Here is a 17,565-nt window from a genome sequence, read left to right on the forward strand (position 1 = left end):
GGCCCCCCCCCGCCGGGGGGCCCCCCGGGGGCCCGCCCCCCCCCCCGCCGTTCACGTCCGTACGGGGACGCCCCGTGGAGCCACGGGAACCGGGCCGGACGGGGGTGTGACCGGCCCGGCGCCCGCGTCCGGCGTCAGGAGTCGCGTCGAACAGCCTCGACGCGACGGCGCCGGAGCACCATGCCGGCCCAGCCGACGCCGATCGCGGCGGCACCGGCGAGCAGCAGCGGACCGGTGGCCGAGGTGCCGGCCACGGCGGCGGAGGTGGTCGGGACGATCTGGCCGGCCGGGGCGTTCGGGTCCCCGCCGTGCCCGTGGTGGGCGACCGTGGACTTCGGGGCGTCGGCGGCGATCTGGGCGTCGCTGGGAGCGGCCGGGGCCTGCGCGGCGAGCACCGGGGCGGCCGCGGCGGCCGAGCCGAAGTCGACGTCGGAGCAGCTGTAGAACGCCTCCGGGCTGTCGCTGCGCTGCCAGACCGTGTACAGCACCTGGCGGCCGGTGCGCTGCGGCAGGGTGCCGGCGTAGGTGTAGTAGCCGTTGGTGGCGGTGCGGTCGACCTGCACCTTGGCCACCGGGGTCGAGTCGAGGTCCGACCACTTCAGCGGCTTGGTGGGGTCGTAGCCCGGCTTGGTGATGTAGACGGTCTGGGTGCCGATGTGCGGCGCGGTGGTGCGGAACTGGAAGGTGAACGCGCCGGCCTTGACCGCGGTGGCGGGCCAGTCGGTGCGCGGCCAGTCCAGCGCCGCGTACTTGTCGCGGTTGGCGGAGCAGAGCTTGCCGTCCGGGATCAGCGTCTGGCTGTTCCCGGCCGCGTTGGCGATGTTGACCTCGTTCCAGTCGTACAGCGGCTGGGTGCCGCTCGCGGCGACGAGGTCCTTGCAGACCTGGGACACCGGGTGCTCGGGACCCTCCGCGTAGCACGCGGCGATCCGGCTGACGGGGTTGGTCATCGTGCCGTGGGCGCTCGCGGTGCCGGCGGTGGTCGCGGCCACCGCGAGGACCGCGGCGCCGACCACGCCGACGGACAGGGCACTTCGCTTGATGGACATGGGGTGGGTACTCCTTGACCGTCGTTCCGGGCGAGTGTGGGGGGAACGGGCACGCCTGCCCGTTCGGGGGTCGCCGGCCCGGCGCGCGACCCCCGGCCAGAGCGTAGGATTGGTCTGGACCAGATGGCAATAGCCGCGCGTGGACCACTTGTTGACGGACTGTAGGCCCCGGAGCAGCGCAAAGGCCCGACGGAAGGCTGCCGTTAGCCGTTCCATCGGGCCCCGTTAAGGCTGGGGAAAGGTCAGAAGGTCAGATCGCCGTTGATCGTCTCGGCGGTGACGACCTTGCCCGCGTTGCCGACCTGGAAGACGTTGCCGTGGACGGTCATGTCCTTGAGTTCGTTGCGGTATACGACGGGTGCCTGCTCGGACGGCTGACCGCCGAACTCATCCAGGATCGCCCGGAGTTCGGCGACCGCCTCCGGATTGCTCCGCAGCACCAGGCGCAGCCGGCGCTGCCACTGGGACGCCTGGTCCTCGCCGCTCCCCGGATCCTCGGCGATCTCGGCCTGGATCTCGTCCAGCTCCAGCGACACCTCCTCCTCCCGGTCCCGTCCGAAGAGGGCGGCGAACCGGGGCCTGGCCCGGGTCCAGGCCTCGCTGACCATCAGCCCGACCAGCGCGGTCGCGCCCCGCGTCGCAAGCTCCGTGATCTCGGCTTCCATGCTGACCCCTTGCTGTAAGTGCTTTCCGCACCACGGTAGGGCAGCGGCGGACGAACCGTCAGAGGAACGTCTTCCCTTCACCCCGGTACGTCGGGACGGTGCGGACGACGCGGTCGCCCTCGATCAGGTGCAGTTCCGCGAAGCGCTCGCACAGTTCGCCCGCCTTGGCGTGCCGGAACCACACCCGGTCGCCGATCAGCAGGTCGTCCGCGGCGGGGCCGAGCAGCGGGGTCTGCACCTCGCCGGCGCCCTCCATCGGGTCGTAGCGCAGGCCCTGCGGCAGGTACGGCACCGGCGAGCGGTCCGGGCCGGCCGCGCCGGAGGCCGGGTAGCCGCCGCCGAGGACCGTCACCACGCCGACGCCGGGGCGGCGCACCACCGGCTGGCCGAACAGGGCGGCCGGCCGGCCCCGGAACGAGCGGTAGTTGTCGAACAGCTGCGGCTGGTACAGCCCGGAGCCGGCCGCCACCTCGGTGACGGCGCGTTCGGCCACGGTGGACTCCACGCTGCCGGTGCCGCCGCCGTTGACGAACTCCAGCTCCGCCACCTGCCGCAGCCGCCGGACCGCCGCGGCGCGCCGCTCGGCCAGTTCGGTCCGGGCCGCGGCCTGCATCAGCCGGATCAGCCGCGAGCGCACCGGCCGCCCGGGCACCCGGTCGCCCACGCCGGCGACGTGCCCCTCGTACGCCATCAGGCCGACCACCCGGAAGCCCCGGCGGCGCTGGACGAGTTCGGCGAAGGCGCCGAGGTCCTCGGGGGTGCGCAGCGGTGAGCGGCGGGCACCGACCCGGACCCTGCCGCCCAGCAGGTGCAGCGCGGTGTCCAGTTCCAGGCAGACCCGCACCTCGGCGTCGCCGGCCCGGGCCTTGTCGATCAGGTCGAGCTGGTCCGGGTCGTCCAGCACGACGGTGACCTCGCGGGCGGCGGCCGGGTCGGCGGTGAGCGCGGCGAAGCCGTCCCGGTCGGCGGAGGGGTAGGCGAGCAGGACGTCGCGGACGCCGGTGCGGGCGAGCCAGAGCGACTCGTCGAGGGTGAAGCTCATCACCCCGGCGAAGCCGTCCACGGCCAGCACCCGGTCCAGCAGTGCCCGGCAGCGCACCGACTTGCTGGCGACCCGGACCGGTTTGCCGCCGGCCCGGCGCACCAGGTCGGCGGCGTTGGCGTCGAAGGCCGCGAGGTCGACGACGGCCACCGGCCCGTCCAGGTGGGCGGTGGCGCGGTCGTACCGGAGGCGGTCGGAGACCGGGGCGGGCGCGTCGAGGATCACCATGGGCGCAGGGTGCCACAGCGGGCTACCGGTGGGTAGGGGGCGCGTGCAGGGAAATCGGGCGCGTCGGGCGGGGTGGCATAGGGTCGGGCGGGTGGACCGCAAAGACTTCTCCAACCCGGCGTTCGTCGGGAAGAACATCCCGAACCCCGGCTTCGGCGACGACGACGGCACCGCCGACCCGGCGCTCGTGGAGGCCCTCGCCCGCTGGTCGCAGGACCGTGCGGCGGAGCCCGGGGTGCTGGCTGCGCTGACGCCGACCCGGCTGATGGTCCCGATCGTCGCGATCCTCGGCGAGGTCGAGGTGGACGAGCACGGGCACAAGCACGAGAAGACCAGCGACATGGCCGTCCCGGTGCTGGAGGCCCCGGACGGGCGCCGCGCGCTGCCCGCCTTCACATCGCTGGAGTCGCTCGCCCGCTGGCGCGCGGACGCCCGCCCGGCGCCGACGGCCGCGCCGCAGGCCGCGATGGTGGCCTTCTCGGAGCGCGCCGACACCTTGCTGATCGACCCGGCCGGTCCGGTGGCCTTCACGTTGTCCGGCGCCCGGCTGCGGGCGCTCGCGGAGAACCGGCCGTTCCTGCCGCCGGCGCGGGACCCGGAGGTGCGTGAGGCGGTCCGGGCGCTGCTGGCGGCCGAGCCGCAGGTGGTCACCGGTCTGCTGGCGGCTTCCGGGGACTCGGACGGGGTGCTCGCGGTGGTGTTCGACCCGGCGCTGGACCAGCCAGGGCTGCAGGCCGCTGCGCAGCGGGTCGGGCGGGCGGTGGCCGCCGATCCGGTGCTGCGGGTGCGGCTGGACCGGGGGCTGGACCTCGCGGTGCTGCCGGCGGGCGCGGAGCTGCCGGGGGAGCCGCTGTACCGGCGGTAGCGGTGGGCCGGGCGTCCCGGCCGCGAACGATCAGGGGGGGGGGGGGGGGGGGGGGGCCCCCCCCGGGGTGACGGGGGGGGGTTGGTGTTGGGCCGCGCCGGGTAGGTCTCACGCCGGGGGCCGCCCCGGGGGGGGGGGGGCGCCGCGCTCGCCCTCTCCCGTCGGGGGTCCCCCCGCGCCGCGCGCCCCCCCCCCTGTCGTACGGGTGGTGATCAGGAGTAGACCGGCCCGGTGAACTTCTCGCCCGGGCCCGCGCCCGGGGCGTCCGGGACGACGGAGGCCTCGCGGAAGGCGAGCTGCAACGAGCGCAGGCCGTCGCGCAGCGGGGCGGCGTGGAAGTTGCTGATCTCCGGGGCGCCGGCGGTGACCAGCCCGGCCAGCGCGGTGATCAGCTTGCGGGCCTCGTCCAGGTCCTTGTCCTTCTCGCCGCCCTCGGCGAGACCGCACTTGACGGCGGCCGCGCTCATCAGGTGCACGGCGACGGTGGTGATCACCTCGACGGCCGGGACCTCGGCGATGTCGCGGGTGAGGTCGTCGAAGCCGATCGCGTCGTCGTCCGCGCCGGGGGTCTGGGTGGGCTCGCTGCTCAAGGGGGGCTCGTTCCGTCGTGTCGTGCGGGTACAGGTGGAGCGTACAAGGGCCCCGTGGCGGGCCGGCCGGGCAGTGCGCCGGGGTCGGAATGGCTTTCGACCTCCCGGCGCTGTATGCTTCGAGACTGACCGGCCGGGATCCTGTACGGGCCCCCGGCCAGCAAGTGGAGGCTCCACCGAGGAGGCCCGAGAGGGCAACCGCGAAAGTCTCCCACCCGATCGGCCTCACGGTCGACGGGTCCCGGTCCGCGACGGGCGCCTGGCGCCGAGTCGCCGCAGCGCCCCTCACCGGGCGCAGCCCCCGGTTGTGTGGAGCCCCGCTTGTACCGAGCGGGGCTTTTTTCGTGTCGCGGGTGCAGGTGCCGGAAGGCGCCGGGCAGCGCAGCACGAATGAAGCCCCGCCCAGTGGTCGAGTCCACTACGTGCGACCGCCGTCCGACGGCCGCATCGCAGAAGGTGCAACCGAGGAGGCCCCATCAGCACCGAGCCCCGCATCAACGACCGGATTCGCGTCCCGGAGGTGCGACTTGTCGGTCCCAGCGGCGAGCAGGTCGGCATCGTGCCGCTTGCCAAGGCGCTGGAGCTCGCACAGGAGTACGACCTCGACCTGGTCGAGGTCGCGGCGACCGCCCGGCCGCCGGTGTGCAAGCTCATGGACTACGGCAAGTTCAAGTACGAGTCGGCCATGAAGGCCCGTGAGGCGCGCAAGAACCAGGCGCACACGGTCATCAAGGAGATGAAGCTCCGGCCGAAGATCGACCCGCACGACTATGACACCAAGAAGGGTCACGTCGTCCGGTTCCTCAAGCAGGGCGACAAGGTCAAGATCACGATCATGTTCCGCGGTCGTGAGCAGTCCCGCCCCGAGCTGGGCTTCCGCCTGCTGCAGCGGCTCGCCGACGACGTCCAGGACCTGGGCTTCGTGGAGTCCTCGCCCAAGCAGGACGGCCGTAACATGATCATGGTCCTGGGCCCGCACAAGAAGAAGACCGAGGCGATGGCCGAGGCCCGCGCCCTCGCGGACGCCCGCAAGGCGGAGCGTCAGGGCCGGACCCCGGGTTCCGACGCCGGCCCGGAGGACGACGACGCGCTGGCCGAGGACCTCGTGACCGAGGACCTGGAGACCGACGACGCGGCGACCGAGGCGCAGGACGACGCCCCGGTCGAGGCGCCGGTCGCCGAGGCCGACGCTCCGGTCGAGCAGCCGGCCGCCTCCCAGGGCGCCTGAGCCTTCACCGGCCAGGGCGGCCCGGGAGACCGGCCCCCCACGGTGGCGGGCGTCCCGCCCGGTCACCGCAGATCCATCCAGTTCACGCCCGCGTGGTACGAGCCGCGCGGGCGTGGACGGGACCGACGAGGAGATACGGCGAAATGCCGAAGCAGAAGACGCACAGTGGCGCCAGCAAGCGCTTCAAGATCAGTGGCTCTGGCAAGGTGCTGCGCGAGCGCGCCGGCCGCCGCCACCTCCTGGAGCACAAGCCCTCGACGCTGACCCGCAAGCTGGCCGGGACCGTCGAGGTCGCCCCCGCTGACGCCAAGAAGATCAAGAAGCTTCTCGGCAAGTGATCGCCTTCCCGCCCGGCGAGAGCCGTGCGCGGGGCAGCTGATCCTTCCCGACCCATTCGAATGACGGACCACGTGAAGTAGTCCGTGGTCCAACCCAAGGAGTAATCAAGTGGCACGCGTCAAGCGGGCAGTCAACGCCCACAAGAAGCGCCGGGTCATCCTGGAGCGCGCCAGCGGCTACCGTGGCCAGCGTTCGCGGCTGTACCGCAAGGCCAAGGAGCAGGTCACCCACTCGCTGGTCTACAACTTCAACGACCGCAAGAAGCGCAAGGGCGACTTCCGTCAGCTGTGGATCCAGCGCATCAACGCTGCGGCCCGTGCCAACGGCATCACCTACAACCGCTTCGTGCAGGGCCTGAAGGCCGCCAGCGTCGAGATCGACCGCAAGATGCTGGCCGACCTGGCCGTCAACGACCCGGGTGCCTTCGCCTCCCTGGTCGAGGTCGCCCGGAAGGCGCTGCCGGCCGACGTGAACGCCCCGAAGGCCGCCGCGGACGCCGCCTGATCTTCCGAGATCGGTTGAGCTCTGACCGGACCCGCAGGCCTCCTGCGGGTCCGGTTCTGGTTTCCGCCCACTCCGCGACGCCGGCCCCACGCGACGTCCGCCCCGCGGCTCCCGTCCGCCTCCGCGGCTCCCGTCCGTAGGCCGGTGCCCCCGACCCCTCAGCGCCCCAGAGAACGAGGCCATGCCGAGCACCGACACCCCCCTGCTGACCTCCCTGCGCTCGCCGCGCGTCGTCGCGGCCCGGCGGCTGGCCAAGCGCAACCAGCGCACCAAGGAGCGCCGCTTCCTGGCCGAGGGCCCGCAGGCCGTCCGGGAGGCCATCGCCTTCGGCAGGCTGCCCGGCACGGACGAGCACGCCGTGGTCGAGGTCTACGTGACCCAGGAGGCCGCCGAGCGGCACGCCGGCATCGTCGAGGCCGGTCTGGCGGAGGGGCTGCCCGTGCTGACCGCCACCGACGAGGTGATCGCCGGGATCTGCGACACCGTGACCCCGCAGGGCATCGTGGCGCTCTGCCGCTTCATCGACACCCCGTTCGACGAGGTGCTCAGGGCCCGCCCGAAGCTGGTCGCGATCCTCGCCCACGTGCGCGACCCCGGGAACGCCGGGACGGTGCTGCGCACCGCCGACGCGGCCGGCGCGGACGCCGTGGTGCTCACCGACGCCTCGGTGGACCTCTACAACCCGAAGGCCGTCCGGGCCTCCGTGGGCAGCCTCTTCCACCTGCCGGTGGCGGTCGGCGTGCCGGTCGAGGAAGCCGTCGGGAAGCTGCGCGAGGCCGGTGTCCGGGTGCTCGCCGCGGACGGCGCGGGGGAGCGCGACCTGGACCGGGAGCTGGACGAGGGCACCCTGGGCGCGCCCGGCGCGTGGGTGTTCGGCAACGAGGCGTGGGGGCTCCCGGAGGAGACCCGCGCGCTCACCGACGAGGTCGTGCGCGTCCCGATCCACGGCCACGCCGAGAGCCTCAACCTGGCCACCGCCGCGGCCGTCTGCCTGTACGCCTCGGCCCGGGCGCAGCGTTCGCCCGGCGGCTGCCGCTCGAACGTCTGACGCACCCGGGGGCGCACCGGGATCACCCCGTTGCAAGCCCTACTGCGGGGGCCTGCGAGGCGCTAGGGTCTGCCTCGGTGGGGGGAACGGCACGGTGGGTAATCGGGGAGGCAACCCATGGTCGGCAGCGGGCCCGAGCTCGACCCGGACGACCTGCCGGACGGCCTGGTGGTCGCCGACGCGCTGGGCCGGGTGGTCTGCTTCAACCGGGCCGCGGCCCGGCTCACCGGCGTGCTCCCGCAGGCCGCCCTCGGCAGCGCGCTGGAGGACGTCCTCCCGCTGGAGGACCTCGACGGCCGGCGCTGGTGGCAGCTGACCGACCCGTACGGCGGCCTGACCACCCGCACCCGCCAGCCGGAGCGCAACCTGCTGCTGCCCGGCGGCCTCGAAGTGCTGGTCTCCGCCCGGTACGTCCGCGCGGTGCCGTGCGGGCCGCTGGAGCGCCTGGTGGTCGCCCTGCGCGGCACCGAGGCCCGGCGACGCACCGAGCGCAGCCACGCCGAGCTGATCGCCACCGTCGCGCACGAGCTGCGCTCCCCGCTGACCAGCGTCAAGGGCTTCACGGCGACGCTGCTGGCCAAGTGGGAGCGGTTCACCGACGGGCAGAAGCGGCTGATGCTGGAAACCGTGGACGCCGACGCCGACCGGGTCACCCGGCTGATCGCCGAGCTGCTGGACATCTCCCGGATCGACGCCGGGCGGCTGGAGCTGCGCAAGCAGGTGGTCGACCTGGCCGCGGCGGTGCGCCGCCACGTCGAGCGCAAGGTCGCCACCGGCATCCCCGAGGAGCGCTTCGACATCCGGGTCAGCGAGCCACTGACCGTCCTGTGGGCGGACCCGGACAAGGTCGACCAGGTGCTCGCCAACCTGCTGGAAAATGCGGTGCGGCACGGCGAGGGAACTGTCACGATCGAGGTGGCACCGGCCAAGGAAGTCGTCGAGGCGCCCGTCTGGGAGCGCTCCGGCACCCCGCCCCGCATCGTGGAAGGCACAGCGGTCACCGTGAGCGACGAAGGCAGCGGCATTCCCGAGGAGTCGATGCCACGCGTCTTCACCCGCTTCTGGCGCGGCTCCAAGCGCGGCGGCACCGGCCTGGGCCTCTACATCGTCAAGGGCATCGTGGAGGCCCACGGCGGCTCGATCCGGGTCGACCGCGCCCCCGGCGGCGGCGCCCGGTTCCGATTTATCCTGCCCGCCGGCGTGCCCGACTTCATGCTCTGACCGAGCAGGAACGACGAGCGGAGCGTGCTCCGCGTCGGGGCCGGACGGGCTTCGCGGCAGCGGCGCTACGCGCTGCGACTACACTCGACCTTTGGCGTCGCGCAACGCCCTGTGCGGCTGAGCCGCGGACACCCACTCCCGTGAGCCTCCGGTGAACGGAGACCGGCTGCCCGTGCCCCGGCCCCGCCGGGCGTGACGCGAAGGCGAGCCCACACACCTGAGCACGGACGAGCAGGAGCACGGGAAAGATAGAGATGTCGGCACCCAACAAGTCGTACGACCCGGTCGAGGTCGAGGCCCTCAAGCCCGAGGTGGTGGAGCAGGCGCGGGACGAGGCCGTCGCCGCCTTCGCCACCGCCAGCACCCTGGACGAGCTGAAGCAGGCCAAGGTCGCCCACACCGGCGACCGGTCCCCGCTGTCCCTCGCCAACCGCGAGATCGGCGCCCTGCCCCCGCACGCCAAGGCCGCCGCGGGCAAGCTGATCGGCCAGGCCCGCGGGGCCGTCAACAAGGCCCTCGCCGCGCGGCAGGCCGAGCTGGAGGCGGAGCGCGACGCCCGCGTGCTGGTCGAGGAGGCGGTGGACGTCACGCTGCCGTACGACCGCGCCCCGCGCGGCGCCCGGCACCCGCTGACCACCATGGCCGAGCGCATCGAGGACACCTTCGTCGCGATGGGCTACCAGGTCGCCGAGGGCCCCGAGGTCGAGGCCGAGTGGCTCAACTTCGACGCCCTCAACCTGGGCCCGGACCACCCGGCCCGATCGATGCAGGACACCTTCTTCGTCCAGGCCCCGGACGGCTCCGCCGACTCCGGCGTGGTGCTGCGCACCCAGACCTCCCCGGTCCAGGCCCGCACCATGCTCGACCGCGAGCCCCCGATCTACGTGGTGTGCCCCGGTCGGGTCTACCGGACCGACGAGCTGGACGCCACCCACACCCCGGTCTTCCGCCAGGTCGAGGGCCTCGCGGTGGACGAGGGCATCACCTTCGCCGACCTCAAGGGCACCATCGAGGTCATGGTCGAGAAGCTGATCGGCGACCACCTGGAGCTGCGCTGGCGGCCCTCGTACTTCCCGTTCACCGAGCCGTCGGCCGAGGTCGACCTGCAGTGCTTCGTGTGCCTCGGGGCGAGCGTCGGCAACCCGGACCGCCCGTGCCGCACCTGCTCCTCGGAGGGCTGGATCGAACTCGGCGGATGCGGCGTCGTCAACCCGCGGGTGCTCGTCGCCTGCGGTGTCGACCCCGACCGTTACAGCGGCTTCGCGTTCGGCCTCGGCCTGGAGCGGATCCTGATGAATCGTCACAACGTCGCCGACATGCGCGACATGGTCGAGGGTGACGTGCGCTTCACCCTCCCGTTCGGGATGGAGATCTGATGCGCGTCCCGCTTTCCTGGCTGCGCGAGTACGTCGACCTGCCGACCGGCGCGACCGGCCGTGACGTCGCGGAGCGCCTGGTCCGGGCCGGCCTGGAGGTCGAGACCGTCGAGCAGATCGGCGCCGACCTCAAGGGTCCGCTGGTGGTCGGCGAGGTGCTCTCCATCGAGGAGCTGGCCGGCTTCAAGAAGCCGATCCGGCACTGCTTCGTCAACGTCGGCGACGCCAACGGCACCGGTGAGCCGCAGGAGATCGTCTGCGGTGCGACCAACTTCGCCGTCGGCGACAAGGTCGTGGTCGTGCTCCCGGGCGCCGTGCTGCCCGGCCCCTTCCCGATCGCGGCCCGCAAGACCTACGGCCAGACCTCGGCCGGCATGATCTGCTCGGCCCGCGAGCTGGGCATGGGCGACGATCACGACGGCATCATCGTGCTCCCGCCGGAGTACGAGCCCGGCACCGACGCCATCGAGCTGCTCCAGCTCGTCGACGAGGTGCTCGACATCGCCGTCACCCCGGACCGCGGCTACTGCCTGTCCATGCGCGGCGTGGCCCGGGAGGCCGCCGCCGCGTACGGGCTGCCGCTGGCCGACCCGGCGCTGCTCGACGTGCCGCCGGCCAACTCCTTCGGCTACCTGGTCAAGGTCAACGACCCGGCCGGCTGCGACCGCTTCGTGGCCCGCACGGTCGTCGGCGTCGACCCGAACGCCAAGTCCCCGATCTGGCTGCAGCGCCGCCTGCAGAAGTCGGGCATCCGCCCGATCTCGCTGACCGTCGACATCACCAACTACGTGATGTTCGAGGTCGGCCAGCCGCTGCACGCCTACGACAAGCAGCGCGTGGACGGCCCGATCACGGTCCGCCGGGCGGAGCAGGGCGAGACCCTCACCACCCTCGACGGCGTCGAGCGCAAGCTCGCCGCCGAGGACCTGCTGATCTGCGACAACAGCGGCCCGATCGGCCTGGCCGGTGTCATGGGCGGCGCCTCCACCGAGATCCTCGACCCGGCCGCCGGCCCGGGCACCACCGAGGTGATCATCGAGGCGGCGCACTTCGACCCGGTCGCCATCGCCCGCACCGCCAAGCGGCACAAGCTGCCCTCCGAGGCGTCCAAGCGCTTCGAGCGCGGCGTCGACCCGGAGGCCGCCCGCGCCGCCGCGCAGCGCGCCGTCGACCTGCTGGTCCTGATCGCCGGCGGCACCGCCGAGGCCGGGGTCACCGACATCGCGGCCCCGCACCCGGTGCGTACCATCACCATCGCCGCCGACCTGCCCGACCGGGTGGCCGGCACGGCGTACGGCCGCGAGACCGTGACCCGGCGCCTGCAGGAGATCGGCTGCTCGGTCTCCGGCGCGGACGTCCTGGAGGTCACCCCGCCGACCTGGCGGCCCGACCTCACGGACCCGTACGACCTCGCGGAGGAGGTCATCCGGCTGGAGGGCTACGACAACGTCCCCGCCCGGATGCCCGACGTGCCGCCGGGCAAGGGCCTGACCGAGGGCCAGCGGATCAACCGCCGGATCGGCGTCGCGCTGGCCGGGGCCGGCTACGTCGAGGTCAACAACTACCCGTTCCTCGGCGAGACCGCCTGGGACGCGCTCGGCCTGGAGGCGGACGACCGCCGCCGCCGGACGGTCAGGCTGGTCAACCCGCTGAACGACGAGGAGCCGGCGCTGCGGACCACGCTGCTGCCGGGCCTGCTCGGTGCGCTGCGCCGCAACATCGGCCGGGGCAACACCGACCTGGCGGTCTACGAGACCGGCACGGTGTTCCTGCCCAAGGACGAGCTGTCCGTGGCCCCGCGCCCGGCCGTCGACCACCGGCCCAGCAACGAGGAGCTGGCCGAGCTGGACGCCGCGCTGCCGGACCAGCCGCGCCGGATCGCCGTCGCCCTCGCGGGCGAGCGGCTGCCGTCGGGCTGGTGGGGCAAGGGTGCCCAGGCCTCCTGGGCGGACGCCGTCGAGGCGGCCCGCACGGTGGCCCGCGCGGCCGGCGTCGAGCTGACCGTCCGCCAGGGCCAGCTGGCGCCCTGGCACCCGGGCCGCTGCGCCGAGCTGGTCGTCACCGGCACCGACCGGGTGGTCGGCCACGCCGGTGAGCTGCACCCGCGGGTGGTCAAGGCGCTCGGGCTGCCGGCCCGCTCCGCCGCGATGGAGATCGACGTCGACCTGCTCACCGCCGACGGTGCCGAGCGGGTCGGCGGCCCGACCGTCTCCGGCTTCCCGGTGGCGACCCAGGACGTCGCGCTGATCGTCGACACGGCGGTTCCGGCCGCCGACGTCGAGGCCGCGCTGCGCGCCGGTGCCGGCGAACTGCTGGAGGCCATCCGGCTGTTCGACGTGTTCACCGGCGAGCAGGTCGGTGAGGGCAAGAAGTCGCTGGCGTACGCGCTGCGCTTCCGTGCCGTCGACCGCACCCTGACCGCCGACGAGGCCACCGCCGCCCGCGAGGCGGCCGTGGCCGAGGCCGTCGCCCGTACGGGAGCGGTGCTGCGCGGCGCCTGATGCCGTGACGCCCGCACAGGGGCCCCGCCCCGGACCACCAGGTCCGGGGCGGGGCCCTTTTTGCACGTCCTTGGTTGACGGCGCCTCAGTCCGTCGAATATCTCTTTACCTATGGAAGTAGATAAAGCCGACGACGGACCCTCTCCCATCGAGTTCCGCCTGGACCCGGCCTCCGGCGTCCCGACCTACCTGCAGCTCGTGCAGCAGGTCGAACAGGCGCTGCGGATGGGCTGGTTGACCGAGGGGGACCGACTGCCCCGGGTGCGCGAGGTGGTCGCCGGACTGGCGATCAACCCGAACACCGTGCTCAAGGCCTACCGCGAACTGGAGCACCGAGGCCTCGCGGCCGGCCGCCGCGGCCAGGGCACCTTCGTGCGCGGGCTGCCCGCCGGGGTCGTGCCGCTGCGCGAACGGGCCGCGCTGCGGCGGGGGTTGATGGACTGGATGCGCACGGCGCGGGCCGCCGGGCTGGACGAAGGGGGGATGGTCGCGGTGTTCGAGGACGCGCTGCGCGACCTGCGTGAGGGGCGCGACGGGGTGGTGGCCTGATGGTGACGGACACGGTGATCGACTGCGGCGGGATCGGAAAGCGCTACCGCCGCTCCTGGGCGCTGCGGGACTGCCACCTCGCCGTCCCGGCCGGACACGTGGTGGCGCTGGTCGGTCCGAACGGCGCGGGCAAGACCACACTGCTGAGCCTGGCCGCCGGCCTGACCCTGCCCAGCGAGGGGGTGATGACCGTCCTCGGCGACCAACTCCCGGGCTCCCCGGAGGCCCTGGACCGGATCGGGTTCGTCGCCCAGAACGCCGCGCTCTACCCGGGCCTGCCCGTGCGGGACCTGCTCGCGATCGGCGGCCACCTCAACCGGCGCTGGGACGCCGCCCGGGCGCGCACCCACCTGGACGGCCTCGGCATCCCGCTGGACCGCAAGTACGGGCGCCTCTCCGGCGGCCAGCAGGCCCAGGTCTCGCTCGCCCTGGCCCTCGCCAAGCGGCCCGAACTCCTGCTCCTGGACGAGCCCCTGGCCGCGCTCGACCCGCTTGCCCGGCATGACTTCATGGCCGTGCTGCTGACCGCGGTGGCCGAGGACGGGCTCTCGGTGGTGTTCTCCTCGCACGCCGTCAACGAGCTGGAGCAGAGCTGCGACTACCTGGTGGTGCTGGCCGGCGGCCGGGTCCAGGTGTCGGGGGAGGTCGACGACCTGCTGGGCGGCCACCGGATGCTCACCGGTCCGACCGCCGAGGCGGACGCGGTCGCCGAACGCCTGCCGGTGGTCCGTGACCGCCGGGCCGGCACCCAGTCGCACCTGCTGGTCCGCACCGGCGGCGTGGACGCCCCGGTCTCCGGCGGCTGGCGCCAGCAGCGCGTCGGCCTGGAGGAGCTGGTGCTCGCCTACCTGCGGGAGCCGACCGCCTCCGCCCTGCCAGGCCCGCGCGGGGCCGTCCGCCCGACCGGGACGACCGCGACGACCGGGATGACTGCGACGACCGAGAAGGCGATGCTGCCGTGAGCTCGACCACCCTGGCCCCGCCCCGCTCCGCCGTCCTGCGGGCCGCCGGGCTGCGCCACCGGCCCGCCCTGCTGACCCTGCTCACGGTGATGGCCGCGGTCTCCCTCGCCCTGCTGCTGCACGGCTGGTACCTGCACACCGGCCTGGACCGCACGGGCGCCGCCGCCTGCGATCCGTCCACGGATTCCTGCCTGGCCGCGTACAAGCGGTTCACGCGCACGTACGGAGGCGGCCTGCTGGAGCTCGACAGCGTGGTCTACGTCCTCGGCGGCGTGTTCGGCGCGTTCCTCGGCGGCCCGTTGCTGGCACGGGAGTTCGAGCACGGCACGGTGCGCTTCGCCTGGACCCAGGGCGCCGGGCGGACCCGGTGGACGGCGGGCGGCCTGGCCGTGGGCGGCGCGGTTCTGGCCGTCGTGGCGGCGCTGTTCGGGCTGCTGCTGCGCTGGTGGAGCGAGCCGCTGGCGATCAGGGCCGGCGTGTTCAACCCGGACCTCTTCGCACTGGCGCCACCGGTACTGGTGGGTCGGGTGCTGGTGGCCTTCGGGGTCGCGGCGCTGGCCGGTGCGGTGCTGCGCCGCACCGTGGTCGCGGTCGGTGTCGGGATGGCGGCCTCGGTCGCGCTGCCGTTCCTCGCCGTGGCCGTGCGCTCGCACTACATGGCCCCCCTGGAGGAGCCGATGCACACGCTGAACGCCATGGCGGTGGACGACCGGTGGGTGCTGGACGTGTGGTTCTCCGACCCGGCCGGGAACCGGATCCCCACGGACGACTTCTACCGCCTCGGCGACTCGGGCGGCGCGTGGCAGTCGCTGCTGCGCGACGGCGGCTACACGGTGCACCAGGTGTACCAGCCGGCGGACCGGTTCTGGCCGTTCCAGTTCATCGAGGCCGGCTGGATGACGGTGCTGGGCCTCGCCGCCTGCGCGGCCGCGGTCTGGTGGGTGCGGCGGCGGGCGGTCTGACCTGCGGGCCCGGAGATCGTTTGAAGAGGTTCCGTCAAAACCCTTGCGGGAGTGCGGCCGGACCGCTTTCCTTCTTCTCGTTAGGAAAGTTTCCTAACCCTACGAGGAATCGGAGCGTCCCATGCGCCCTCAGCCCCGTCGAGCCCTCCGCATCGCCCTCGCCGCCGCCCTGGTGGCCGCGCCCCTCACCGTCGCGGCCACCACGGCGGCCCAGGCCGCCCCGGCCCCGACCACCGCCGTCCAGCTCAAGGCGACCGGACTGGACGACCCGCACAAGAAGGACATCGCGATGCAGCTGGTGTCCAGCGCGGAGAACTCGTCGCTGGACTGGAAGGCCCAGTACAAGTACATCGAGGACATCAAGGACGGGCGGGGCTACACCGCCGGCATCATCGGCTTCTGCTCCGGCACCGGCGACATGCTGGAGCTGGTCCAGCACTACGCCGACCTCAAGCCCGGCAACGTCCTGGCCAAGTACCTTCCCGCGCTGAAGAAGGTCAACGGCACCGAATCGCACGCCGGCCTCGGCTCCGCGTTCGAGCGGGACTGGGCCACCGCCGCCAAGGACTCCGTCTTCCAGCAGGCCCAGAACGACGAGCGCGACCGGGTCTACTTCAACCCCGCCGTCAGCCAGGCCAAGGCCGACGGCCTGCGCGCGCTCGGCCAGTTCGCCTACTACGACGCCATCGTCATGCACGGCCCGGGCAACAGCTCGGACAGCTTCGGCGGCATCCGCGCCGCCGCGATGAAGAAGGCGAAGACCCCCGCCCAGGGCGGCGACGAGGCCACCTACCTCAAGGCCTTCCTCGACGCCCGCAAGGTGGTCATGAAGAAGGAGGAGGCCCACTCCGACACCAGCCGGGTGGACACCGAGCAGCTGGTCTTCCTCAACGCCAAGAACTTCGACCTCAACCCGCCGCTGAAGTGGAAGGTCTACGGCGACAGCTACGCCATCAACAGCTGAGCCGTCACCGTCCCGACGGTGGGCGCCCCCTCCCCGGGGCCGCCCGCCGTCGGCTTTCGTCTCCGCGATTCCTTCGGGAGTCGACGCCGCTGCTGAGCCGTCCGGCGGCCTTCCTGCGGCGATGCGCACGGGCCATTCGCTCCATAACGAATCGGACAGGAGAATAACGAAGACTCCTTCACTTATTGACGCATCGGCCCGGTGGCGCTTGACTCCCTTCCCTGCCGCGACGCTGCGGCGCAGTACAGGAGGCACCACCGATCATGAACAGACCCATGCGTCTCGCGGCCGCGGGCACGGCCGCCGTGTCCCTCGCGCTCACCCTCGCGGCCTGCGGCCAGACCGTCGTGTCGCAGCAGCCGGCGGCCGGCGGGAGCGAACGGAGCATCGGTCTGCTTCTGCCGGAGAACACCTCCTCCACCCGCTACGAGGCCTTCGACAGGCCGCTGATCCAGCAGACGGTCACCAGCCTCTGCCCGAGGTGCACGATCAGCTACGCCAACGCGGACGGGAACGAGAGCACCCAGAAGCGCCAGTTCGACGACATGCTAGCCAAGGGCGTCAAGGTCATCCTGCTCGACCCGGTCAACGCGAAGAGCACCGCCCCGTGGGTCGAGGCCGCCACTGCCAAGGGCGTGAAGGTCGTCGCCTACGACCGGCTGGCCGCCGGCAAGGTCGCCGCCTACGTGTCCTTCGACAACGCGCGCACCGGTGAACTCCAGGGCCAGACCCTGTTGGACGCGCTGGGCCCGAAGGCCGCCTCGGCCAACGTCGTGATGATCAACGGCGCCGAGTCCGACCCCAACGCGGCGCAGTTCAAGGCGGGCGCGCACCGCGCGCTGGACGGCAAGGTCAAGAAGATCGCCTACGAGCAGTCCGGCGAGTGGAAGCCGGAGGTGGCCACGGCGAAGATGAACGAGGCCATCCAGAGCCTGGGCAAGGACGGCATCCAGGCCGTCTACGCGGCCAACGACGGCATGGCCGCGGCCGTCATCGACTCCCTGAAGGCGGCGGGCATCAAGAACGTGCCCGTGGGCGGTCAGGACGCGTCCATGGACGCGGTGCGCCGGGTGCTCACCGGCGAGCAGACCTACACGATCTACAAGCCGTACAAGCCCGAGACGGACGCGGCCGGCAGCATCGCCGTCCAGCTGGTCGAGGGCCTGGACATCAGCTCGACGGCGACCTCGGTCACCGACAGCGGCGGGCTGCACATCCCGTCCCTGCTGCTCACCCCGATCGTGGTGACCAAGGCGAAGGTGCAGACCACGGTGGTCGGCGGCGGCCTCTACAAGGCCGCCGACATCTGCACGCCGCAGTACGCGGACGCCTGCGCGGCGGCCGGCGTCAAGTAGCGCGAGGCCCGGGGGCCCCCCCCCCCGGGGGGGGGGGGGGGGGGGGGGCCCCCGGCCCCCCCCCCCGCGCCCGCGCGAGGGGGGGGCGGGGGGGGACCCCCCCCGCCCCGCCCCCCC

At 73.2% G+C, this 17,565-nt stretch carries 17 protein-coding genes; 13 read left to right on the plus strand and 4 right to left on the minus strand.

The genetic code is table 11. The features are described from left to right. Window positions 1-134 precede the first annotated feature (134 nt). From ACFV0O_RS35225 to ACFV0O_RS35235, 3 genes are all read right to left on the minus strand, one after another. Window positions 135-1,049 (minus strand): lytic polysaccharide monooxygenase, encoded by a 915-nt coding sequence (locus tag ACFV0O_RS35225; RefSeq protein WP_380348004.1) that lies wholly within the window; start codon window positions 1,047-1,049, stop codon window positions 135-137. A 242-nt stretch (window positions 1,050-1,291) separates the two neighbouring features. After that, window positions 1,292-1,714 (minus strand): hypothetical protein, encoded by a 423-nt coding sequence (locus ACFV0O_RS35230; protein WP_380348006.1) that lies wholly within the window; start codon window positions 1,712-1,714, stop codon window positions 1,292-1,294. 58 nt (window positions 1,715-1,772) lie between these two features. Beyond that, complete coding sequence (locus ACFV0O_RS35235; protein WP_380348008.1) at window positions 1,773-2,984, minus strand: alanine racemase; 1,212 nt, start codon at window positions 2,982-2,984, stop codon at window positions 1,773-1,775. Window positions 2,985-3,075: 91 nt separating this feature from the next. Here ACFV0O_RS35235 and ACFV0O_RS35240 point away from each other — a divergent pair, with 91 nt between their 5' ends. Beyond that, window positions 3,076-3,849 carry an SseB family protein gene (locus ACFV0O_RS35240; RefSeq protein ID WP_380348009.1) on the plus strand — a complete coding sequence of 258 codons (774 nt, stop codon included), beginning with the start codon at window positions 3,076-3,078 and terminating at the stop codon, window positions 3,847-3,849. A 212-nt stretch (window positions 3,850-4,061) separates the two neighbouring features. On the opposite strand, the gene ACFV0O_RS35245 is transcribed toward ACFV0O_RS35240, so the two are convergent. Further along, the gene (locus tag ACFV0O_RS35245) at window positions 4,062-4,439 is read right to left on the minus strand and encodes a DUF1844 domain-containing protein (protein WP_360264565.1); all 378 of its coding nucleotides are present in this window, start codon (window positions 4,437-4,439) and stop codon (window positions 4,062-4,064) included. Window positions 4,440-4,914: 475 nt separating this feature from the next. Here ACFV0O_RS35245 and infC point away from each other — a divergent pair, with 475 nt between their 5' ends. The 12 genes from infC (at window position 4,915) to ACFV0O_RS35305 (ending at window position 17,448) form a co-directional block, all read left to right on the plus strand. Beyond that, window positions 4,915-5,667 (plus strand): translation initiation factor IF-3, encoded by a 753-nt coding sequence (gene infC, locus ACFV0O_RS35250; RefSeq protein ID WP_380348059.1) that lies wholly within the window; start codon window positions 4,915-4,917, stop codon window positions 5,665-5,667. A 143-nt stretch (window positions 5,668-5,810) separates the two neighbouring features. Continuing rightward, the gene (rpmI, locus tag ACFV0O_RS35255) at window positions 5,811-6,005 is read left to right on the plus strand and encodes a 50S ribosomal protein L35 (protein ID WP_360264568.1); all 195 of its coding nucleotides are present in this window, start codon (window positions 5,811-5,813) and stop codon (window positions 6,003-6,005) included. Between the two features lie 109 nt (window positions 6,006-6,114). After that, window positions 6,115-6,510: a 50S ribosomal protein L20 gene (gene rplT, locus ACFV0O_RS35260; RefSeq protein ID WP_355669891.1), complete on the plus strand. Its 396-nt coding sequence runs from the start codon at window positions 6,115-6,117 to the stop codon at window positions 6,508-6,510. A 181-nt stretch (window positions 6,511-6,691) separates the two neighbouring features. Beyond that, window positions 6,692-7,558 carry an RNA methyltransferase gene (locus ACFV0O_RS35265; RefSeq protein WP_360264571.1) on the plus strand — a complete coding sequence of 289 codons (867 nt, stop codon included), beginning with the start codon at window positions 6,692-6,694 and terminating at the stop codon, window positions 7,556-7,558. A gap of 117 nt (window positions 7,559-7,675) precedes the next feature. Continuing rightward, a complete protein-coding gene (locus ACFV0O_RS35270; RefSeq protein WP_360264574.1) occupies window positions 7,676-8,779 on the plus strand; it encodes an ATP-binding protein in 1,104 nt (367 codons plus the stop codon). 254 nt (window positions 8,780-9,033) lie between these two features. After that, window positions 9,034-10,155: a phenylalanine--tRNA ligase subunit alpha gene (gene pheS, locus ACFV0O_RS35275; RefSeq protein WP_360264577.1), complete on the plus strand. Its 1,122-nt coding sequence runs from the start codon at window positions 9,034-9,036 to the stop codon at window positions 10,153-10,155. Further along, the gene (pheT, locus tag ACFV0O_RS35280; protein WP_380348011.1) at window positions 10,155-12,656 is read left to right on the plus strand and encodes a phenylalanine--tRNA ligase subunit beta; all 2,502 of its coding nucleotides are present in this window, start codon (window positions 10,155-10,157) and stop codon (window positions 12,654-12,656) included. The genes pheS and pheT overlap by 1 nt, the downstream gene beginning before the upstream one ends. Before the next feature lie 111 nt (window positions 12,657-12,767). Further along, complete coding sequence (locus ACFV0O_RS35285) at window positions 12,768-13,205, plus strand: GntR family transcriptional regulator (RefSeq protein ID WP_380348013.1); 438 nt, start codon at window positions 12,768-12,770, stop codon at window positions 13,203-13,205. Further along, on the plus strand, window positions 13,205-14,167 hold the full coding sequence (locus ACFV0O_RS35290) for an ATP-binding cassette domain-containing protein (protein ID WP_380348015.1): 963 nt from the start codon (window positions 13,205-13,207) through the stop codon (window positions 14,165-14,167). The genes ACFV0O_RS35285 and ACFV0O_RS35290 overlap by 1 nt, the downstream gene beginning before the upstream one ends. Next, window positions 14,164-15,129 (plus strand): hypothetical protein, encoded by a 966-nt coding sequence (locus ACFV0O_RS35295; RefSeq protein ID WP_380348017.1) that lies wholly within the window; start codon window positions 14,164-14,166, stop codon window positions 15,127-15,129. Before ACFV0O_RS35290 ends, ACFV0O_RS35295 begins: the two co-directional genes overlap by 4 nt. A gap of 121 nt (window positions 15,130-15,250) precedes the next feature. Continuing rightward, a complete protein-coding gene (locus ACFV0O_RS35300; protein ID WP_380348019.1) occupies window positions 15,251-16,093 on the plus strand; it encodes a chitosanase in 843 nt (280 codons plus the stop codon). Between the two features lie 263 nt (window positions 16,094-16,356). Next, window positions 16,357-17,448: a sugar ABC transporter substrate-binding protein gene (locus ACFV0O_RS35305; protein WP_380348020.1), complete on the plus strand. Its 1,092-nt coding sequence runs from the start codon at window positions 16,357-16,359 to the stop codon at window positions 17,446-17,448. Window positions 17,449-17,565: the final 117 nt, after the last annotated feature.

The sequence above is a fragment of the Kitasatospora sp. NPDC059577 genome (genome assembly GCF_042735475.1).
Taxonomy (GTDB): domain Bacteria; phylum Actinomycetota; class Actinomycetes; order Streptomycetales; family Streptomycetaceae; genus Kitasatospora.